At 48.3% G+C, this 18,224-nt stretch carries 18 protein-coding genes; 15 read left to right on the top strand and 3 right to left on the bottom strand.

The features are described 5' to 3' along the window. The first annotated feature begins 524 nt into the window (after nucleotides 1–524). The 5 genes from WMO41_RS14955 to WMO41_RS14935 all read left to right on the top strand — a co-directional run bounded on the left by WMO41_RS14955 (nucleotide 525) and on the right by WMO41_RS14935 (nucleotide 6,389). Nucleotides 525–767, top strand: coding sequence for a helix-turn-helix domain-containing protein (locus WMO41_RS14955; RefSeq protein ID WP_349230438.1), 243 nt, complete (start codon nucleotides 525–527; stop codon nucleotides 765–767). 162 nt (nucleotides 768–929) lie between these two features. Further along, on the top strand, nucleotides 930–2,027 hold the full coding sequence (gene ychF, locus WMO41_RS14950; RefSeq protein ID WP_349230437.1) for a redox-regulated ATPase YchF: 1,098 nt from the start codon (nucleotides 930–932) through the stop codon (nucleotides 2,025–2,027). A gap of 373 nt (nucleotides 2,028–2,400) precedes the next feature. After that, a complete protein-coding gene (locus WMO41_RS14945; RefSeq protein ID WP_349230436.1) occupies nucleotides 2,401–2,631 on the top strand; it encodes a hypothetical protein in 231 nt (76 codons plus the stop codon). Between the two features lie 301 nt (nucleotides 2,632–2,932). Further along, nucleotides 2,933–4,492 (top strand): sensor domain-containing diguanylate cyclase, encoded by a 1,560-nt coding sequence (locus WMO41_RS14940; protein WP_349230435.1) that lies wholly within the window; start codon nucleotides 2,933–2,935, stop codon nucleotides 4,490–4,492. Then, nucleotides 4,479–6,389 carry an EAL domain-containing protein gene (locus WMO41_RS14935; RefSeq protein WP_349230434.1) on the top strand — a complete coding sequence of 637 codons (1,911 nt, stop codon included), beginning with the start codon at nucleotides 4,479–4,481 and terminating at the stop codon, nucleotides 6,387–6,389. Before WMO41_RS14940 ends, WMO41_RS14935 begins: the two co-directional genes overlap by 14 nt. Here the strand turns inward: WMO41_RS14935 and WMO41_RS14930 are convergent. The 3 genes from WMO41_RS14930 to rpsT form a co-directional block, all read right to left on the bottom strand. Then, a complete protein-coding gene (locus WMO41_RS14930; RefSeq protein WP_349230433.1) occupies nucleotides 6,335–6,679 on the bottom strand; it encodes a GGDEF domain-containing protein in 345 nt (114 codons plus the stop codon). The genes WMO41_RS14935 and WMO41_RS14930 overlap by 55 nt on opposite strands. Nucleotides 6,680–6,707: 28 nt before the next feature. Beyond that, nucleotides 6,708–7,442, bottom strand: coding sequence for an amidohydrolase family protein (locus WMO41_RS14925; RefSeq protein WP_349230432.1), 735 nt, complete (start codon nucleotides 7,440–7,442; stop codon nucleotides 6,708–6,710). Between the two features lie 325 nt (nucleotides 7,443–7,767). Continuing rightward, nucleotides 7,768–8,031 carry a 30S ribosomal protein S20 gene (rpsT, locus tag WMO41_RS14920; protein WP_118534038.1) on the bottom strand — a complete coding sequence of 88 codons (264 nt, stop codon included), beginning with the start codon at nucleotides 8,029–8,031 and terminating at the stop codon, nucleotides 7,768–7,770. 265 nt (nucleotides 8,032–8,296) lie between these two features. Here rpsT and gpr point away from each other — a divergent pair, with 265 nt between their 5' ends. The 10 genes from gpr (at nucleotide 8,297) to thiI (ending at nucleotide 18,151) form a co-directional block, all read left to right on the top strand. Beyond that, nucleotides 8,297–9,322: a GPR endopeptidase gene (gene gpr, locus WMO41_RS14915; RefSeq protein ID WP_349230431.1), complete on the top strand. Its 1,026-nt coding sequence runs from the start codon at nucleotides 8,297–8,299 to the stop codon at nucleotides 9,320–9,322. A 104-nt stretch (nucleotides 9,323–9,426) separates the two neighbouring features. Beyond that, on the top strand, nucleotides 9,427–10,119 hold the full coding sequence (locus tag WMO41_RS14910) for a hypothetical protein (protein WP_349230430.1): 693 nt from the start codon (nucleotides 9,427–9,429) through the stop codon (nucleotides 10,117–10,119). Continuing rightward, nucleotides 10,116–10,667: a biotin transporter BioY gene (locus WMO41_RS14905; RefSeq protein ID WP_349230429.1), complete on the top strand. Its 552-nt coding sequence runs from the start codon at nucleotides 10,116–10,118 to the stop codon at nucleotides 10,665–10,667. Before WMO41_RS14910 ends, WMO41_RS14905 begins: the two co-directional genes overlap by 4 nt. 37 nt (nucleotides 10,668–10,704) lie before the next feature. Beyond that, entirely contained in the window at nucleotides 10,705–11,844 is a 1,140-nt protein-coding gene (locus WMO41_RS14900) for a thiolase family protein (protein WP_349230428.1), read from the top strand. A gap of 34 nt (nucleotides 11,845–11,878) precedes the next feature. After that, nucleotides 11,879–13,171: an AMP-binding protein gene (locus WMO41_RS14895; protein ID WP_349230427.1), complete on the top strand. Its 1,293-nt coding sequence runs from the start codon at nucleotides 11,879–11,881 to the stop codon at nucleotides 13,169–13,171. Between the two features lie 104 nt (nucleotides 13,172–13,275). Further along, nucleotides 13,276–14,037 (top strand): TSUP family transporter, encoded by a 762-nt coding sequence (locus WMO41_RS14890; protein WP_177292660.1) that lies wholly within the window; start codon nucleotides 13,276–13,278, stop codon nucleotides 14,035–14,037. A 34-nt stretch (nucleotides 14,038–14,071) separates the two neighbouring features. Then, nucleotides 14,072–15,028 carry a 50S ribosomal protein L11 methyltransferase gene (prmA, locus tag WMO41_RS14885; protein ID WP_177292659.1) on the top strand — a complete coding sequence of 319 codons (957 nt, stop codon included), beginning with the start codon at nucleotides 14,072–14,074 and terminating at the stop codon, nucleotides 15,026–15,028. 11 nt (nucleotides 15,029–15,039) lie between these two features. After that, nucleotides 15,040–15,777 carry a 16S rRNA (uracil(1498)-N(3))-methyltransferase gene (locus WMO41_RS14880; protein WP_177292658.1) on the top strand — a complete coding sequence of 246 codons (738 nt, stop codon included), beginning with the start codon at nucleotides 15,040–15,042 and terminating at the stop codon, nucleotides 15,775–15,777. Nucleotides 15,778–15,801: 24 nt separating this feature from the next. Then, entirely contained in the window at nucleotides 15,802–16,956 is a 1,155-nt protein-coding gene (locus WMO41_RS14875) for a cysteine desulfurase family protein (RefSeq protein WP_349230426.1), read from the top strand. Nucleotides 16,957–16,969: 13 nt separating this feature from the next. Further along, nucleotides 16,970–18,151 (top strand): tRNA uracil 4-sulfurtransferase ThiI, encoded by a 1,182-nt coding sequence (thiI, locus tag WMO41_RS14870; RefSeq protein ID WP_177292656.1) that lies wholly within the window; start codon nucleotides 16,970–16,972, stop codon nucleotides 18,149–18,151. Nucleotides 18,152–18,224: the final 73 nt, after the last annotated feature.

The raw sequence follows: 18,224 nt of genomic DNA, 5'->3' as shown, positions 1-18,224 counted from the left end.
CGCTATGCTCGCGCACGAAGAAAATTCCAATGTGTCTGCTTGTTCTGCATGACCGCCCCGGAACTTCTTCGTTATTGACTTTTCTACGATAATAAATAACGCAGCCAGAAAGATATTGATGAAAGCTGAAAATTTTGGCTTTATCAATACCATTCTGGCTGTGTTGTTATTATCCATGGCGGAGCTAATATAGTAGGAAGTGAATGAGCCCGTCTCCCGGTATTTTCCGCATATCTGGTTGTTTGCATCTTGAGCACACACGTCCGAATGTGGCGGATGTTAATCCGACACAGGCGAACGCGTGTTAGCGAGAGCAAGCAAACAACGATATGTGAAAATAAAGGGAGACGGACTCTTTCACTTCCGGACCTTTTAATGGATATTCAAATTGCTATATGCCTAATAAAGTATATTATTATCCATTTATGGATAATATACAGATGTCGGACAAACTGATTTAATTAAATAAGACTGCGACTGCAGATATGGCGGTTGTGGAATTTGAAAAATCAGGGGGGACGGGCATGATTAGTTATGATCCGCTTTGGGAGACCATGAAGATGCGTGGCGTTTCCCAGTACCGGCTGATCAAGAATTATGGTGTCAGTTCCGGACAGATTAACCGACTAAAGAAGAACGCGTATGTATCCACACATACGATTGAAATGCTGTGTGAGATCTTAAACTGCAGGGTAGAAGATGTCATGCAGTATGAGAAAGAGGAAAACGAAGAAGCAGAAGGACAGATAAAAGAAGAGCAGGAATAGATGGAAGAGAGCACGTGGGTGTTCTCTTTTTTAGTTCTGCCAATGGGACAGCGCATTTACTTTTTTTTCTTCCTATGTTATAGTATACAAGAACAAAACTCGCTTTTTGCAAGGAGCTGAGATAAAATACGTTTCCACGTATTCTAAGGAGGATATATTGTTATGAAATTAGGTATTGTGGGTCTGCCAAACGTCGGCAAGAGCACCCTGTTCAACTCTCTGACCAAGGCTGGTGCAGAGTCTGCCAACTATCCGTTCTGTACCATCGATCCGAACGTGGGTGTGGTTGCAGTTCCGGATAACCGTCTGAAGCTGCTGGGAGATTTGTATCATTCCAAGAAGGTTACTCCAGCGGTCATTGAGTTCGTAGATATTGCAGGTCTGGTAAAGGGTGCATCCAAGGGTGAGGGCCTTGGCAACCAGTTCCTGGCTAACATTCGTGAGGTAGATGCCATTGTTCACGTGGTTCGCTGCTTTGAGGATCCGAACGTTATCCATGTAGAGGGCAGTGTAGATCCGATCCGCGATATCGAGACCATCAACCTGGAGCTGATCTTCTCTGATATCGAGATTCTGGAGCGTCGTATTGCAAAGACCTCCAAGTCTGCGTTCAACGACAAGTCTCTGGCGAAGGAAGTTGAAATCCTGAAAGAGCTGAAGGCAATTCTGGAGGATGGCAAGCTGGCTTCCACCTACGAGAATGATGATGAAGACGTGATGGCTTTCGTGAATTCCCTGAATCTGTTAACCTGTAAGCCGGTTATCTTCGCAGCAAACGTAGGAGAAGAGGATCTGGCAGATGACGGCGCTTCCAACCCGCATGTAGCTGCAGTCCGCAAATATGCTGCAGAAAATAACTGCGAGGTATTTGTAATCTGTGCCCAGATTGAGCAGGAGATCGCAGAACTGGATGATGACGAGAAGCAGGAGTACTTAGATGCGCTTGGTCTTAGTGAGTCTGGCCTGGACAAGCTGATTGCTGCAAGCTATCGTCTGCTGGGCCTGATCAGTTACCTGACTTCCGGTGAGGATGAGACCCGTGCATGGACCATCAAGGTTGGCACCAAGGCTCCGCAGGCAGCAGGTAAGATCCACTCCGATTTCGAGCGCGGTTTCATCCGTGCTGAGGTCGTAAACTACCAGGATCTGTTAGACTGCGGCACTTACGCAAAAGCAAAAGAGAAAGGCCTGGTTGGTCTGGAAGGAAAAGATTACGTAGTGAAAGATGGCGATGTGATCCTGTTCCGTTTTAACGTATAAGAGACAGCCTAACTGGGATGCAGGTGTGAAACAGAAGCAGACAACAAATCGTAAAACAGCATTTTAATATGAAGAACGTATAAAAGAGCGTATGGATCCGTGGGGGTTAACCGAATCCATACGCTTTTTTGCATGAAGGAAAATGTTCGGTAAAAGTTTCTAAGGAATATGCTTGCTCTACTCGTCGTCTTCGCCGTTATCCGGTGGCAGGATCTGGTTTAACAGAATTGCTGCCAGGGTTGTAACAACAACGGCCAGGGTGAAGATGGCAACAGCCTAGTATAATCCACGATAATTACCGATCCATTACACGCAGGATAAATTTTTATGTGCAAGGAAGCTGAATGAGGCGATCCTGGATCTTGTAAGCTTTATGCGCCTTAAAAAAGCCTGGGAAGACTTAAACTACGGAAATATTGTAATGGGATATAATATGGCAGTGGACAGTGATCAGGTTATCAAAAGGCAGTATCTCATCCACGAAAAACTGTTAAGTGCCTGTAAAACAGGTACTACCGCCCAGGTGGAACAGGCTATTGCAGATCATTATCTTGGGGGCGTGGAGAAGCTGATACAGAAAGTGGACAAAAAGCACGAAAAGTAAATAAAGACATATAACGCATTAAAAAAGCAGTGAAACCGGAAAGAACAATATGGTTTTACTGCTTTTTACGTTGATAGAAAAAATGAAATCCAGCACTGCAAATGGTGACAATTAATATAGATTCTGTTATAATTTTTTAAGTAAGGGGTGGAAAATGGAATTGTCTGTTCACGCGAGGAAAATAGTAATCATGAAAAAAAGCAATGTGTGGAAAAAAACAGAATGGGCCGGTTTAATCTGTATATTTTTTATCCTGATGGTTTTGATACGTATGTTATGGAATTCAGGGGCAGATGGAGAAATGGCAGATATCCGTTCTGTCAGCAGTGGCTGGTATCAGATAGTAGATGGAAAAGAAGAGGCATTTGATCTTCCTGCCATGCTTAAGGCAGATCAGGATGGAAAGATCATGCTTTATAATAATACACTGACTCTGGAAGATAAAAATAAGGTCCTGTCAATAAACGGTCTTCAGGATCAGCCGGAAGTGTGGATGGGAAAACAGTGTCTGTTCCGGTATGAAGAAAACGATTTTCTGAAGAATGACCAGATGAAGGGAAAAATGTGGGCAGATGTGTGGCTGACAGAAGATACAGGAAAAGAGCCGGTCTGCCTTGTTTATGAAAGCAATAACAGAGCCTCCCTTTATATGCAGGCACCTGTTTTAGGAAGCTTTCCGGCAGTCGCACAGAAGCATTTCCAGGAATCTGTATTTTCATTTCTCATGATCCTTGGAATGTGGGGAACGGGAATTGTTTCTGCTATTGTTTTCTGGTATATGAAAGCCCATCATATTGTTGAAAAGCGTTTTCTGGATGCATCATTGTTTATGTTCATCTGTGGCCTGTGGTGTTATCTGGACTCAGGTTTTTATCAGATGTACGGAAATCATGGTGCTGTTGGGATGGTTCTTTCTTTTTATGCATTTATTCTTATGTCAGTTCCAATGCTCTGGTTTGTGCAGAATACAATAAGTGAGAAAGTACGGTGGGTCCCGCAGGTGTGGATCTTCCTTCTTTATGGAAATGCCATTTTACAGGGAATACTAAATATCCTGTTTCATATCCCATTTGTGCATATGCTGTTTTTAACACACATTATGCTGTTTTCCGGGGTTATATCCATGATCTATCTTCTGTGGAAAGAATACAAAAGAAGTGAAGCGGAAGAAATTCTGTTTTGCCTGAGGGCATTTGCTACATTGGGAGTCAGCGGTGTGACAGCCCTTATTTTATACTGGGTATATTCAATCTACTGGTATGATATGGTCTTTCAGGCAGGAATCTTTTTATATACATCGATCCTGTTCTGGCATTTGCTGCAAAAAACATCCAGAGACAGTCAGTTCAGGATGGAGCAGCTGGTCTATGAAAAAATGTCAATGGAAGACAGAATGACTGGATTAAAAAACAGGAAAGCATTTGAAAAATACATAAAAGAGATCCAGGAAGGAAAGCTCCGGCTTGAGAATGCACTGCTTTTATTTATAGAGATAACAGGACTGAAACAGATCAACGATGTCTACGGACTGAAGACAGGAGATGAATCAGTGATCCAGACAGCCCGGTGTATCCAAAAGGCAGCAGATAGTGACCAGAGGCATAAGATAGAAAGTTTCCGCATTGGCGGTACGGAGTTTGCAGTGATCGTAATGGATCCCCAGATACAGCCGCAGGAGCTGGAATGCCTCCTTGAAAATGAAGTGAAAAAGGAAATGGAAAACAGGTATTATATTTCTTTACAATTCGGATATGGTTATCTGAAAAATGAGGATGGGACACGAAATACAGTAAGTGACTGGAAACGTCAGGCAGATCACATGCTGCAAAGAACAAAGGGGACTATTTATGATGATGTATAATGCAGATTTTTTGATCGCAGCAGTGGTCATATTGCTGTTGGTATTGAGAAATTTCCTGGATCAGAAAAGGGCAGAGGATTTAAATAGCAGGGTATTTCTTTTCTTTGCAGTTATTGGGATCCTGGATGTGATCGCTGAATTAGTAAGCAATTATTATATAACTTCAGGAGATGGGGATTTTGGCCTGGCTGCAGTGGTGACTACAACTATTTTTTATCTGTTTCAGGCATTGCTTCCATATACGCTTCTTTGTTATATTATGACATTGCACGATAATAAGCTTATCTCGGTGAAAAAGATGCTGCTGGCTGGTATTGCAACTATTTTACTGGCCAGTATTGTGCTTACCAATCCCTTTACTGAAAAACTGTTTTATTTTGATGTATCAGCCGGATATGTGGAAGGACCATGGTACAGACTGATGTATTACAGTGCTCTTTTCCATCTGGCAGTGATTTTGATCCTTGTTATCTCCTGGAGAAAAGAATTTGGCCCTCAGAAAATAAAGGTGATCCTGGATATCCTGATCCTGTGCGGATGCGGGGTGGTGATCCAGCTTTTGCATTCCCCTCTGCTGATGACAGGTTTTGGCATGAGTCTTGGAATACTGACTCTGTTTCTTACTATCAATAATCCAAATGCGAACCGGGACAGCCTTACAGGAGTATATAATCACCTTTATCTTACCAGAAGGAGCGATGAACTGATCGCAGCAGGAAAATCCTTCCATATCATCACAATATACCTTTACCAGCTAAAGCATATCAATAAAGTTGCCGGAGTTGAAGGCGGTGATTATATTCTGCAGCTTACAGCAAAAAAACTGGAAGAACTGTGTGGAAACCGGGTTTTCCGTATTACGGGAAAACGTTTTTTAGTTCTGACTATGTCATTGCCGGAGTATGAGTATTATATTACCCAGATAAAGAAGATGTTTGAAACAGATATGCAGTTGGATGCAGACAGCAGTAAACCTGCAACGCCTGTGGTTCTCAGTGGGATCGTCCATGGGCAAAAGCTTGGTACCAGCGGGCTGATGCTGGAATATGCAGAGTATCTGGAATCATTATCTATGCAAAATGGCATGATAGAGGTGATACAGGATGATCAGCAGACCATGGATGGCTTTTTATATAATAAAAAAGTAGAGCAGTATCTGCACACGGCTATTGCCCAGGATCTTTTTGAAGTATATTATCAGCCAGTTTATTCTACAGCGAAAAATGATTTTGTTACACTGGAAGCATTAAGCCGTCTGCATCATCCGGAGTTGGGCTGGATCGCACCGGATGTTTTTATACAGATCGCAGAAAAAAATCATATGATCGAACAGATTACAGATCTGCAATTTAAACGCATCTGTATGTTTATAAATGAACACCGGGATCTGATGAAGAAGCTTTTTAATATAAAAGTAAATTTATCTTCCCTGGATTTGATGCGCAGTGACTGCAGTAGCCATTTTATCCGTATGATGGATGATATGGATATCCACCATGACTGGATACAGTTTGAGATCACAGAAACGGTTGCTACAGAATACAATGCAGGATTAGGAATGGTAATAGATGGGTTTATGGCTGCCGGGGTCAGACTGTGTCTGGACGATTTTGGTTCTGGATATGCAAACCTGAATACAGTCATGAGACTGCCATTTTCTGCCATCAAGATAGATAGAACCCTTCTTTTTGATATATGTAATGATAAAAAACGTGCCATGTTCTATCAGAGTATTGTTGAAACCTTCCGCCGGATGGGTTACAGCATAGTTTCAGAAGGAGTAGAGACAGAAGAGGAAATGAGTCTGTTAAGAAGATGGGGTGTAGATATGATCCAGGGATATTATTTTTCCAGACCACTTCCAGTGGATGAGCTGCTTAAACTGCTGAACATGTGATGCTTTTCCTTTTCCGTATACATACGCTGGTCTGCAAGGATACGGATCTCATTAGCAGTAGATGCATCATTGGGATAGGCGGCGTATCCACAGCTGGAACCAACATACAGAGTTTTTCCGTCAATATCAAAAGGAGCGCAGAGCCGGTTTTGTATCTGTTCCTTAATCCTGCAGCAGAGACTTTCATCAAATTCAGCACACACTACCAGGCTGAATGTTAGCGTCGGGTAGAATCGACCACCCTGCGCCGCATCAGCAAAACGGGTTTTATTGACAAACCCTGATTTCATATGAAACTTCCTTTCTTGCTGAATTCCATTAAGACCGGCCAAGATAGCGGGTTACGCACTGGTTTGCTTTTTCGGTGATCTTATCCTCATCAACACCGGTCAGGCGTCCTTCGCGGACAACGACCTTGCCGTTTACTACGGTGTAATCGACATTGCCTTTAAAACCAACGGTGCCCAGCATTGAGCTGACATCAAACTGTGCTCCGGTCAGGGCCAGGCGGTCCATGTTGATCATAAAGAAGTCTGCGGCCATGCCTTCGGCAATCTGGCCGATGTCATCACGTCCGAGAATGGAAGCGCTTCCGCGGGTGGCGTGGAAACGCATGCCGAGGGCGTCAACAGCAGCGAACTGGGAATCCAGCAGATCCATGCCGGTTCCGGTCGGGAACACATAATGATGATCCAGACAACAGGTACATCCTGTTTTTAACAGCTCGCCCATTCCGGTTAAGGAACTGTAATAAACGCTGTCCGGATTCAAATTTTTCCAGATTTCATATAAAGTTTTAAGCCATGGGAATAATTCCATGTTCTGAACTTCGGGTAAGTTTCGACTGAATGTCTGATATAAGTGATGGTGGGTATTGATCAACCCCGGATACATCACCATATGAGACCCATCGATCACATCATCCGCTGTCTGTACATCGGTTCCGATGGATTTGATAACTCCATCTTCGACGTAAACATTCACCCCTTTCAGCACGCGGTTATCGTCGTCACAGGTAACCAGATACTTTACGTTTTTGATCAGCAGTGTCATAAATAAATACCTCCTACATGACATACTCCCCCAGCCTTCTCAGATGCCGGAGGGAAACCCCTGCATATGATATAAGTCTGGTATACTGCCTGATCAAGGCTATGTTTTAAACAGCTTGTAATATGATGTCAAGGTACACTTGTTTGTTACGCGTTTAACTTTATCGTGGGGATTATTGAAAAACAATGTCAAAAGAACACAAAGAATTTAAAGAAAAAACGTGAAAATGCACAAAACATAATCGATATATAACAAAAAAGCTCCGGTTCCACACACCCAGGAACCGAAGCTTTTTATGATCATTTATAATATTCCAGTCTTATGATTAAGCCATTGCGTTTACAGCTTTAGAGAGGCGGGAAACCTTTCTGGAAGCGGTATTCTTGTGGTATACACCCTTGGTGCAAGCCTTATCGATCTCGGAAATAGCAGCAACTAAAGCGGTCTGTGCAGCAGCCTTATCAGCAGCGGTTACAGCAGCCTCTACCTTCTTGCAAGCGGTTTTCACTTTAGAACGGATAGCTTTGTTTCTTGCAGCCTTGGTCTCGTTTACTAAGATTCTCTTTTTAGCAGATTTAATGTTAGCCAATCTGGGCACCTCCAATTAAACAAAAATTTTATTCATAGTCTTTGGTTTGCATCAAAGTCTGGACACGGACAGTTCAATGTAAACATACTATTGCATTCTACCTAATCCGGCACAAAATGTCAATACATAAATTGCTTATTTTTGCGAAAAAATAAGGAAAATCGAGTTGATAAAGTGGAATGCGGCAGGCGTAGAATAAGCGGGAAAAGAACATGTCCTGGAAAAGAATGAAGCGCATGCAGATATGGAAAAGAGGTAACGCATAATGAGAAGAAATAAAGAAGCAAAGCAGAAAAAACCGGATCCCAGGAATTATTCGGATTTCGAGGTCCGCACGGACCTTGCCGTGGAGGAACAGGAGCGGTTCCCGGGAGATGGCGGGGAAATCTCCGGTGTTTCCCTGCGGAAATGGCGGGAGAGCCATTCGGATATCCGCATGACGGAGGTAAAGATTCTGGATGAGCATGGAGCCGGAATCATGGGAAAACCTGTGGGAACTTACCTGACTCTGGAGGCGGATGTCCTGGCCAAAAAGGACGAGAGTTACCATGAAGAAGTATCCGCAGAACTGGCGGGATATCTGCGCACCCTGATCCGGCAGATGACCGGGAAGCGAGAGACGAAGCTGAACATTCTGGCGGTAGGCCTGGGAAACCAGGATGTGACGCCGGATGCCCTGGGACCGAAGGTGCTGAGCCACCTGCAGATGACCCGGCACCTGCAGGCAGAATACGGAAACGAATTTTGCAAAAAGCATAATCTTCCGGTCTTAAGCGGCATTGCACCCGGAGTCATGGCACAGACTGGGATGGAGACAGCGGAAATTCTGAAGGGAATTATACAGGAGACGAAGCCAGATCTTCTCATCGTGGTGGATGCCCTGGCGGCCCGCAGCATCCGGCGTCTGGGAACGACCATTCAACTTACCGATACGGGGATTCATCCTGGTTCCGGTGTGGGAAACCACAGGAAAAGTCTGACCAGGGAAAGCCTGGGCATTCCGGTATTGGCAGTTGGAGTCCCGACGGTAGTGGGGGCGGCGGCTATTGTGTATGATACGGTGGATGCCATGACCGGGACATTGGAAAAGAATCGGGCTACGTGCGGACTTGGAACCTATGTGGAAGGGCTGGATCCGGAGGAACAGTATCTTCTGATCCGGGAACTTCTGGCACCAGAGTTTGGAAACCTTTATGTGACGCCGCCGGATATTGATGAGCGGATCCGAAGCTTAAGCTATACCATTTCGGAAGCAATTCATGAGGCGGTATTCCCTGAAGATAAGGAATAAGATAATTGTTAACTATAAAAATATTTCAGGTTGACAATTGGAGCGGGGGTTGCTATACTGGGATCGTTTTTAGCAGGAAAAAATACCGGAAAGGAGACGAAGCAATGCAGCAGGAACGGCTGATGGTGCTGGAAAAAGCACTTTCCGGACTTCCCGGATACCGGGGCTGGATGATCGGAAAATGTCATTTTTCATTTGGAAGGGAAGGAAAACCAGTGGAAGCACCTGAGCATTTGCAGCAGGGCTGTCATCTTGATGTGCTGCGCTCGGACCAGCGGTTAGTGGAGGTGGAAGTTGCAAATCCGGCAACGGGAGACCAGCTTAGGGTGATGCTTGCAGGCGCAGCTCTCAAAGGGAAAAACGGGACAGACAGAGCAGCACCGGAAGCTGCCGGAAGTCAGCGGTTGGATAAGGGACTGGATCCCGGTCAGGCAATAGCGGAGAGACAACAGCAGGCCGTGAAAGCGAAACTTCATCAGGAAACAGGCGGAGTGCTTCTGGTAACGCTGGAAGAAATAAGAGCGTACCTGCATGCTTCCGGGGACAGTAACCCCATTCACCGCGGTGAAGCGGCTGTGGTTCCCGGATTTCTCATGGTGAACCGCATCCTGGAAGGATATGGGGACTGTAGCGGGGCATCGGTCCGGTTTTACCTGCCTCTCCGGTGCAAAGAACCGGCAAAGCTGGTGGAACAGAAAACAGGAGAACACAGCCGGACTGTGGAGCTTTTCACGGACCGGGGACGCATCCTGCAGATGAAGCTGCAGGAGAAGGACGAAGGAGGAGAACAATTATGAACACAGCAGCCAGAACAACGGCAAAGAAAGAGACAATCTGGACGACATTTGGAATCACCACCATGGCACTGATGACGACCATGCTGATCGTTTCCACTTACATAAAGATTCCGCTTCCATTTTCCACTGCCAGCATCACGGCCCAGACCCTGGTAGTCAATCTGATCGGCATGCTGTTTGCTCCGCTTCAGATCGTGGCAATCATGGCAAGCTGGATCCTCTTAAGTGTTCTGGGAATCGGCGGATCTCTCGGAAAGCTTCTGGGACCGGCCGGCGGATACCGTTACGGCAACGCAGTGGCAGCCATCCTCATTTCCCTGTTCTGCCGGAAAGTAAAGAATTTAAAGGCCCAGACCGCATTTCTGATTTTTGTGGGAATTCCGGTAATCTACCTGTTTGGCGCAGTTCAGATGAAGGTAGTGACCAACCAGCCGTGGCCGGCCATTATGGTGCAGGCAGTGATTCCGTTTATTCCGCTGGATGTGGTGAAGTGTTTCGTGGCAGCAGGTCTTGCAAAGATTCTGCGCCGTGTTGTACCGCAGTTTTAAAGAAACAATCCACAGTCTGGAAACAGGGAGAAGGAACATGGAAAAGGTATGGATTCTTGGCGGAATGCGAAGTTTTATCGGTGTGAAAGACCGGATGTACCGGAATGTACCGGCAGAGGTCCTGGGGGCGGAGGTGCTCAGGGCTGTCATTGAAAAATACCAGCTTGCGGAGCCTGATATCGACTTTATCATCGGCGGAAACGCGGTGGGTGGGGGCGGAAATATGACTCGCCTGGCGGCATTGACTGCGGGCATTGATCAGCAGGTTCCGGCGGTAACCCTGGATCTGCAGTGTGGTTCTGCCCTGGAGGCGGTCACACAGGCAGCGGCGAAGATCGAGAGCGGACTGGCAGATTTGGTTCTTGCAGGCGGCATGGAAAGCTCATCCACCCAGCCACTCCGGATGTGGAATCCGAACCATCCGAACTATGAGAATGACAAGGTCTGGACCGTGGCGCAGTTTGTACCGGGGCAGCAGGGTGAGCAGGTCATGCTGGAAGGAGCAGAGCGCACCGCAATATCGGAGCAGGTGAAGAAAGAAGAACAGGACTTCTGGGTGCTGGAGAGCCACCATCGGGCTGCGAAAGCCGCCCAGGAGGGAATTTTATCGGACATCCAGGTATCGGTGGCAGGAAGCCGGAAAGATGAGGGCATCCGTGTCTCCATGAACCAGAAACTCATTGACCGCCTGCCTTATCTTCTGCCGGGCGGTTCCGTGATCCATGCGGCCAATGCCTGCCTCATGCACGATGGCGCGGCCTTTGTGGCGCTTTGCTCGGAAGAGTACGGAAAACGCCATAACCTGACACCGGCTGCGGTGCTGCGTTTTGGAACCGCCGTGGGCGGTGATCCCCTTATGAGTCCGAAAACCACGGTTCTGGCGGTGGAAAAGCTGCTGAAAAAGACCGGGCTTGCTTATGAACAGATCGATGCCTTTGAGGTAAATGAAGCCTTTGCGGTGATTGATGTGCTGTTTGAGCGGGCCTTCCCGGGAACGAGAGAACGCTACAACCGGTTTGGCGGCGCCCTGGCCTATGGACATCCTTATGGAGTTTCAGGAACACTGCTTCTTCTGCATCTTTTGAAATCCCTGGAATCCTGCGACGGGCATTACGGCATCTGTTCCGTGGCGGCGGCTGGCGGCATCGGCAGCGCAATTCTGGTGGAGCGGATATAAAACAGGTGGACAGATGTGAAAGAAGGCAAAGAATATGTTGACAAATTATCTGGAAATGATTCAGTCTGTGGAGCGGGACCGGGAGGCCCTGCTCTTTTCTGACCATGTTTATACTTATGGAAATCTGGCGGATTTGGCGCTGGAAAAACAAAAGCAGTTCCATCTGGAAAATGGAAAACCGCAGCTTGTTGTGATCCGGGAAGAGTCCATCCTGAAGCAGCTTACATCCTTTCTGGCCTGTCAGGGAACCGGGGCAGTGCCTCTGATTGTTCCGGGTGACGTGACAGTTCCGGACACTTTTTTTGAAATAGAAATTCCGGAGGGCGCCTGCATGGCAGTCATGACCTCCGGCACTACCGGGAGCGGAAAGCTGTTGTTCCGTACCTTTGAGAGCTGGTACGGATATTTTGCAACCCAGAACCAGATCTTTGGCATTCATTCAGAAAGCCGCCTTTTCGCCCAGGGAAGCCTGGCCTTTACCGGTAATCTGAACCTGTATCTGGGGCAGCTTTCTGCCGGAGCAGCAGTGATTGCCTGCGATGTGTTTGATCCGAGACTCTGGAAACGCCAGTTGGAAGCGTGCCTGGCAGACGGAATTTATCTGATCCCGGCAAAGCTGCGGGCGTTAAAGCAGGTGTATGAGCGGGAACGGGAACCAGAAAAACGGAAGAACCAGCACATCAGGCTGATCTTAAGCGGTTCCCAGAGCTTTGGCGGCGCGGAGGCGCGGGCAGTTCAGGCGGTATTCCCGGAGGCAGACCTGATCTTGTATTACGGAGCCAGCGAACTGAGCTATGTAAGTTATGTGCACGGCCGGGATATGGGGGAGGATAAGACTCTGATCGGCAGAAACTTCCCGGGAGTTGCCATTCGCCTGGAGGACGGTGAGATCCATGTGACAACGCCCTGTGGAGTGATAGACGCGGACCCGGATGCCTTTGCCGGAGACTACGGCCACTGGGACGAGGCGGGCAACCTTTACTTTGACGGCCGCCGGGATGATATCTGCAATATGAATGGAAGAAAAGTTTCATCCGTGCGGGTGGAAAATGCCCTGCTGGATGTGCCAGGCGTGAAGGAGGCTGCGGTGAAAGCAGCCTCCAGAGGTGGTCACGATATGCTGATGGCCTGGGTGGTTCTGGACCCACCGACAGCCGGAGCAGGCACGGAAGCGGAGGGACAGCAGCCAGAGCAGGAAATAAAACGAAAGCTGCGCGCCCATCTGGCCGGAAAGCTTTCTGCCAGTGAGATCCCGCAGAAAATCACATTTCTGGAAGCACTTCCGAAAAATGAGAGCGGAAAAGTCCGGAAACGCGATCTGATATAAAAAATACAGCATATTGGTAACTTGTCATGCCGCGGATTCTATGTTATATTGGTATCCGTGGCATTTTGCCAATTTACGAGAGAAAAGAGAGAAAAGAGAGAAAAATGTTACAGTATCTGATCGTATGCCCGCTGGTATTCTTGGCGGGATTTGTTGACTCCATAGCAGGGGGAGGCGGACTGATCTCCCTTCCGGCCTACATCATTGCCGGAGTTCCGGCGCATTTTGCCATTGGCACCAACAAAATGTCGTCTACGCTGGGAACCAGTGTTTCCACCTGGAGGTATCTGAAAAATGGATATCTGAAGGGAAAAAACCTGATCCAGACAGCCGTGTGTGCCTGCCTGACAGCGCTGCTGGGTTCTTATATCGGTTCCAGCCTGTCTCTTCTGGTGAGCGACAACGTGATCAAGCATATGATGATGGTGGTGCTGCCAATTGTGGCTTTTTATGTGCTGCGCAACAAAAATATGGGAGCGGATGACGGAAAAACGAAGCTCTCATCCAGAGCAGTGCTTTTCATCAGTGTGCTGGCATCGTTTGTGATCGGCATGTACGATGGTTTTTACGGGCCGGGAACCGGAACCTTTTACCTGCTGGTACTGACCGGAGCCGCGCATCTGAATGTGCGCGAGGCATCGGCCCTGACCAAGGTGCTCAATCTGACCTCCAACGTGATGGCTCTGGCGAACTTTCTGCTTAACGGAACGGTTTACTATGGCCTGGGGCTGGCAGCAGCCGTGTTCTGCATTGCCGGTCATTACATTGGATCCGGCCTGGTAGTGAGCAACGGGCAGAAAATTGTCCGTCCGCTGATCCTGGTGGTGCTGGTTATTTTATTTGTAAAGATTTTAATGGGAATCTGATCATAATGTACATATCAATAAAAGGAGAATTTCTATGAAGTGGACCAAATTTACCTTAAAGACCACGACCGAGGCTGTAGACCTCATCAGCAGCATGCTGGACGAGATCGGCATTGAGGGCATTGAAATCGAGGACAATGTACCGCTGTCTGACGCAGATACCAAGGGCATGTTCATCGACATCCTTCCGGAGCTTCCGCCGGATGACGGCACCGCAAAGGTTAGCTTTTATGTGGAAGATTTAAGCAATCTGGAGAATATCATCCATCAGGTGAACGCAGGCCTCGATGAGATTGCGGAGTTTGTGAACGTGGGCGAGCGCACCTTAAGCGTATCCGAGACGGAGGATAAGGACTGGATCAACAACTGGAAACAGTACTTCAAACCGTTTACCGTAGATGACATCCTCATCAAGCCAACCTGGGAGACCATCCCGGAGGAGCACAAGGACAAGCTGCTCATCCAGATCGATCCGGGTACCGCGTTTGGTACCGGCATGCATGAGACTACCCAGCTCTGCATCCGCCAGCTGCGCAAGTATGTGAATGCGGACTCTGAGATCATTGATGTGGGAACCGGCAGCGGCATTCTGGGTATTGCGGCCTTAAAGCTGGGCGCAAAGAGTGTATTCGGCACCGATCTGGACGAGAATGCCATCGTGGCCGTGGGCGAGAACCTGGAATCCAACAACATTCCGGCAGACCGCTTCCATGTGGTTCAGGGCAACATTATTGATGACAAGAACATTCAGGACCAGGCCGGTTACGAGTGCTATGACATTGCGGTAGCCAACATTCTGGCTCCGGTCATCATCATGCTGCAGGGTGAGATCTGCAAACACATCAAGCACGGCGGCATGTTCATTACCTCCGGCATCATTAACACCAAGGAGCAGGACGTCAAAGACGCCATGAACGCCAATCCGGAGCTTGAAATCGTGGAAACTACTTACCAGGGCGACTGGGTATCCATCACCGCCCGCAGAAAATAAGGAGCAGCAGCGTGTATCATTTTTTTGTAACACCGGCGCAGATCATGGATGGCTATGCCGTGATCACCGGTCAGGACGTGAACCATATCCGCAATGTCCTGCGGATGAAGGCAGGAGAGCAGGTGGGAATCCGTGACGGTATTTCCCGCAGCTATATCTGCGAGCTGGAAACCATCGGTGAGGATGAGATCCGGGCAAAAATCCTGACAGAAGACACCGACTTAAGCGAACTTCCGGCAGAATTATATCTGTTCCAGGGCCTGCCTAAGAGTGATAAAATGGAGCTTATCATCCAGAAGGCTGTGGAGCTGGGCGTACATGAGGTCATTCCGGTGGCAACCCGCCGCGCGGTGGTGAAGCTGGACCGGAAGAAAGAGGAGTCCAAGTTAAAACGCTGGAATGCCATTGCGGAGAGCGCGGCCAAACAGTCCGGCCGCATGATGATCCCGCAGGTGCACAGCGTACTGACCATGAAAGAGGCCTTTGCCTACGCGAAAGGGTTTGACGTGAATCTGATCCCCTATGAGCTGGCAGAGGGCATGAAAGAAACCAAAGCCATTCTGGAACAGGTAAAGCCCGGCATGCGTGTGGGTATCTTTATCGGCCCGGAAGGCGGTTTTGACGTAGAGGAAGTGGAAACAGCCATGGCGGAAGGCATTCATCCCATCACTTTGGGACGGCGCATCCTGCGGACCGAGACCGCGGGCATGACCATGCTTTCTATCCTGATGTTCCAGTTAGAGCAGTAAGTGTTATAGGTTATAGGAGATAGAATGGAAGCATATTTTGATAATTCAGCTACCACAAAGGTCCTCGACAGTGTAAGGGACATTGTGGTGAAAACAATGACAGAGGACTACGGCAATCCGGCTGCCAAGCACCGCAAGGGCATGGAGGCAGAGCAGTACATCCGCGACGCGAGAAAGATCATCGCGGATACCATGAAGGTGCAGGAAAAGGAAATCCTGTTTACCTCCGGCGGTTCCGAGTCCAACAACATGGCCCTGATCGGTACAGCCTGGGCGAATCAGAGAGCGGGAAAGCACATCATCAGCACCTCCATCGAGCATCCGTCCGTCTACAATCCACTGGGCGTGATGGAGGAGCTTGGCTTTGAGGTGACCATTCTTCCGGTCGACCACGACGGCCATATCAGCCTGAAGGAACTGGAGGAGGCCATCCGCCCGGATACCATCCTGGTTTCCACCATGTATGTGAACAATGAAGTGGGAGCTGTGGAACCGGTGGAGGAGATCTCAAAGATCATCAAAGCAAAGAACCCGTCCACTCTGTACCATGTGGATGCCATTCAGGCTTATGGCAAGTATGTCATCCGCCCGAAAAAGCAGGGCATTGACCTGCTTTCTGTCAGCAGCCATAAGATTCACGGACCGAAGGGTGTGGGATTCTTATACATCCGTAACGGCGTGAAGATTAAACCCCTCATCTATGGCGGAGGCCAGCAGGCCGGCCTGCGCTCCGGCACTGAGAATGTTCCGGGTGTGGCAGGATTTGGCGCTGCAGCAAAAGAGATGTACACGAACCACGCGGAAAAAATACAGAAACTCATCGAACTGAAGGATTACATGACGGACCGCCTGGGTGAGATTGAAGGAACGGTCATTAACAGCAAAAAGGGCGAGGCAAGCGCACCGCAGATCGTCAGCGTCAGCTTTGAGGGCGTGCGCAGCGAGGTGCTTCTGCATGCGCTGGAGGATAAAGGTGTTTACGTTTCTTCCGGTTCCGCATGTTCCTCCAATCATCCGGGTATCAGCGGAACCTTAAAGGGCATCGGCGTGGCCCAGAAGCTTCTGGATTCCACCATCCGCATGAGCTTTGGGATGTTTAACACAAAAGAAGAAGTTGATTACACCATTGATGTATTAAAGGAGCTGGTTCCGGTCCTGCGCCGTTACCAGAGAGGATAAGAAAGGAAAAAGTATGGTATACCAGTCATTTTTGATTAAGTACGCAGAGATCGGTACCAAGGGCAAGAACCGTTACCTGTTTGAGGACGCGCTCATCAAACAGATCAAGAACGCGCTCAAAAAAGTGGAGGGTTCCTTCATTGCCTCCAAGGAGTCCGGACGTATCTACGTGCAGGCTCTCAGCGAGTACGATTACGACGAAGTAATCGATGCCTTAAAAAAGGTATTCGGCATTGCCTGGATCTGTCCGATGCTCCAGCTGGAAGATAAGGATTATGAGAATTTAAAGAAGGTCGTTGTGGATTATATCGACCAGGTTTACCCGGACAAGCATTTTACGTTCAAGGTAGACTCCAGACGCGCGGACAAGAATTATCCGGTGCGTTCCGAGCAGATGAACTGCGATTTCGGTGAGGTAATCTTAAACGCGTTCCCGGAGACCTCCGTAGATGTGCACCATCCGGACGTTCTGGTGCATGTGGAAATCCGCAAAGTTGTGAACATTTACTCCCTGATGATCCCGGGTCCGGGCGGCATGCCGGTGGGAACCAACGGAAAGGCAACCTTGCTTTTATCCGGCGGCATCGACAGCCCGGTGGCAGGCTACATGATCGCAAAGCGCGGCGTGAAGATCGACGCGGTTTACTTCCATGCTCCGCCATACACCAGCGACCGCGCAAAACAGAAGGTTGTGGATCTGGCAAAGCTGGTAGCACGCTACTCCGGCCCGATTCCGCTGCATGTGGTAAACTTTACCGACATTCAGCTGTACATTTACGAGCAGTGCCCGCATGAGGAGCTGACCATTATCATGCGCCGCTATATGATGAAGATTGCTGAGGAGATCGCGAAGAAGAGTGATTCCCTGGCCCTCATCACCGGCGAGAGCATTGGTCAGGTGGCTTCCCAGACCGTACAGTCCCTGGCAGCTACCAATGAGGTCTGCACCATGCCGGTATTCCGCCCGCTGATCGGTTTTGACAAGCAGGAGATCATTGATATTTCCGAGAAGATCGGCACCTTTGAGACCTCTATTCAGCCATTTGAGGACTGCTGCACCATTTTTGTTGCAAAGCATCCGGTAACGAAGCCGAACTTAAACATCATTCATAAGTCCGAGACAAAACTGGAAGAGAAGATTGATGAGATGGTGCGGACCGCGCTGGAGACAGAAGAAGTCATCTGGTGTGACTAGTATAATCCACAATAATTATCCGCCCCTTTCACTTGTCTAAATTTCCATCTGCCGCGTCAGCTTCAATCGACGA

Source organism: Ventrimonas faecis, from assembly GCF_040096075.1.
Classification (GTDB): domain Bacteria; phylum Bacillota; class Clostridia; order Lachnospirales; family Lachnospiraceae; genus Brotaphodocola; species Brotaphodocola faecis.
Note: the sequence above shows the minus strand (reverse complement) of the source record. Positions and strands in the feature narration are given on the sequence as shown.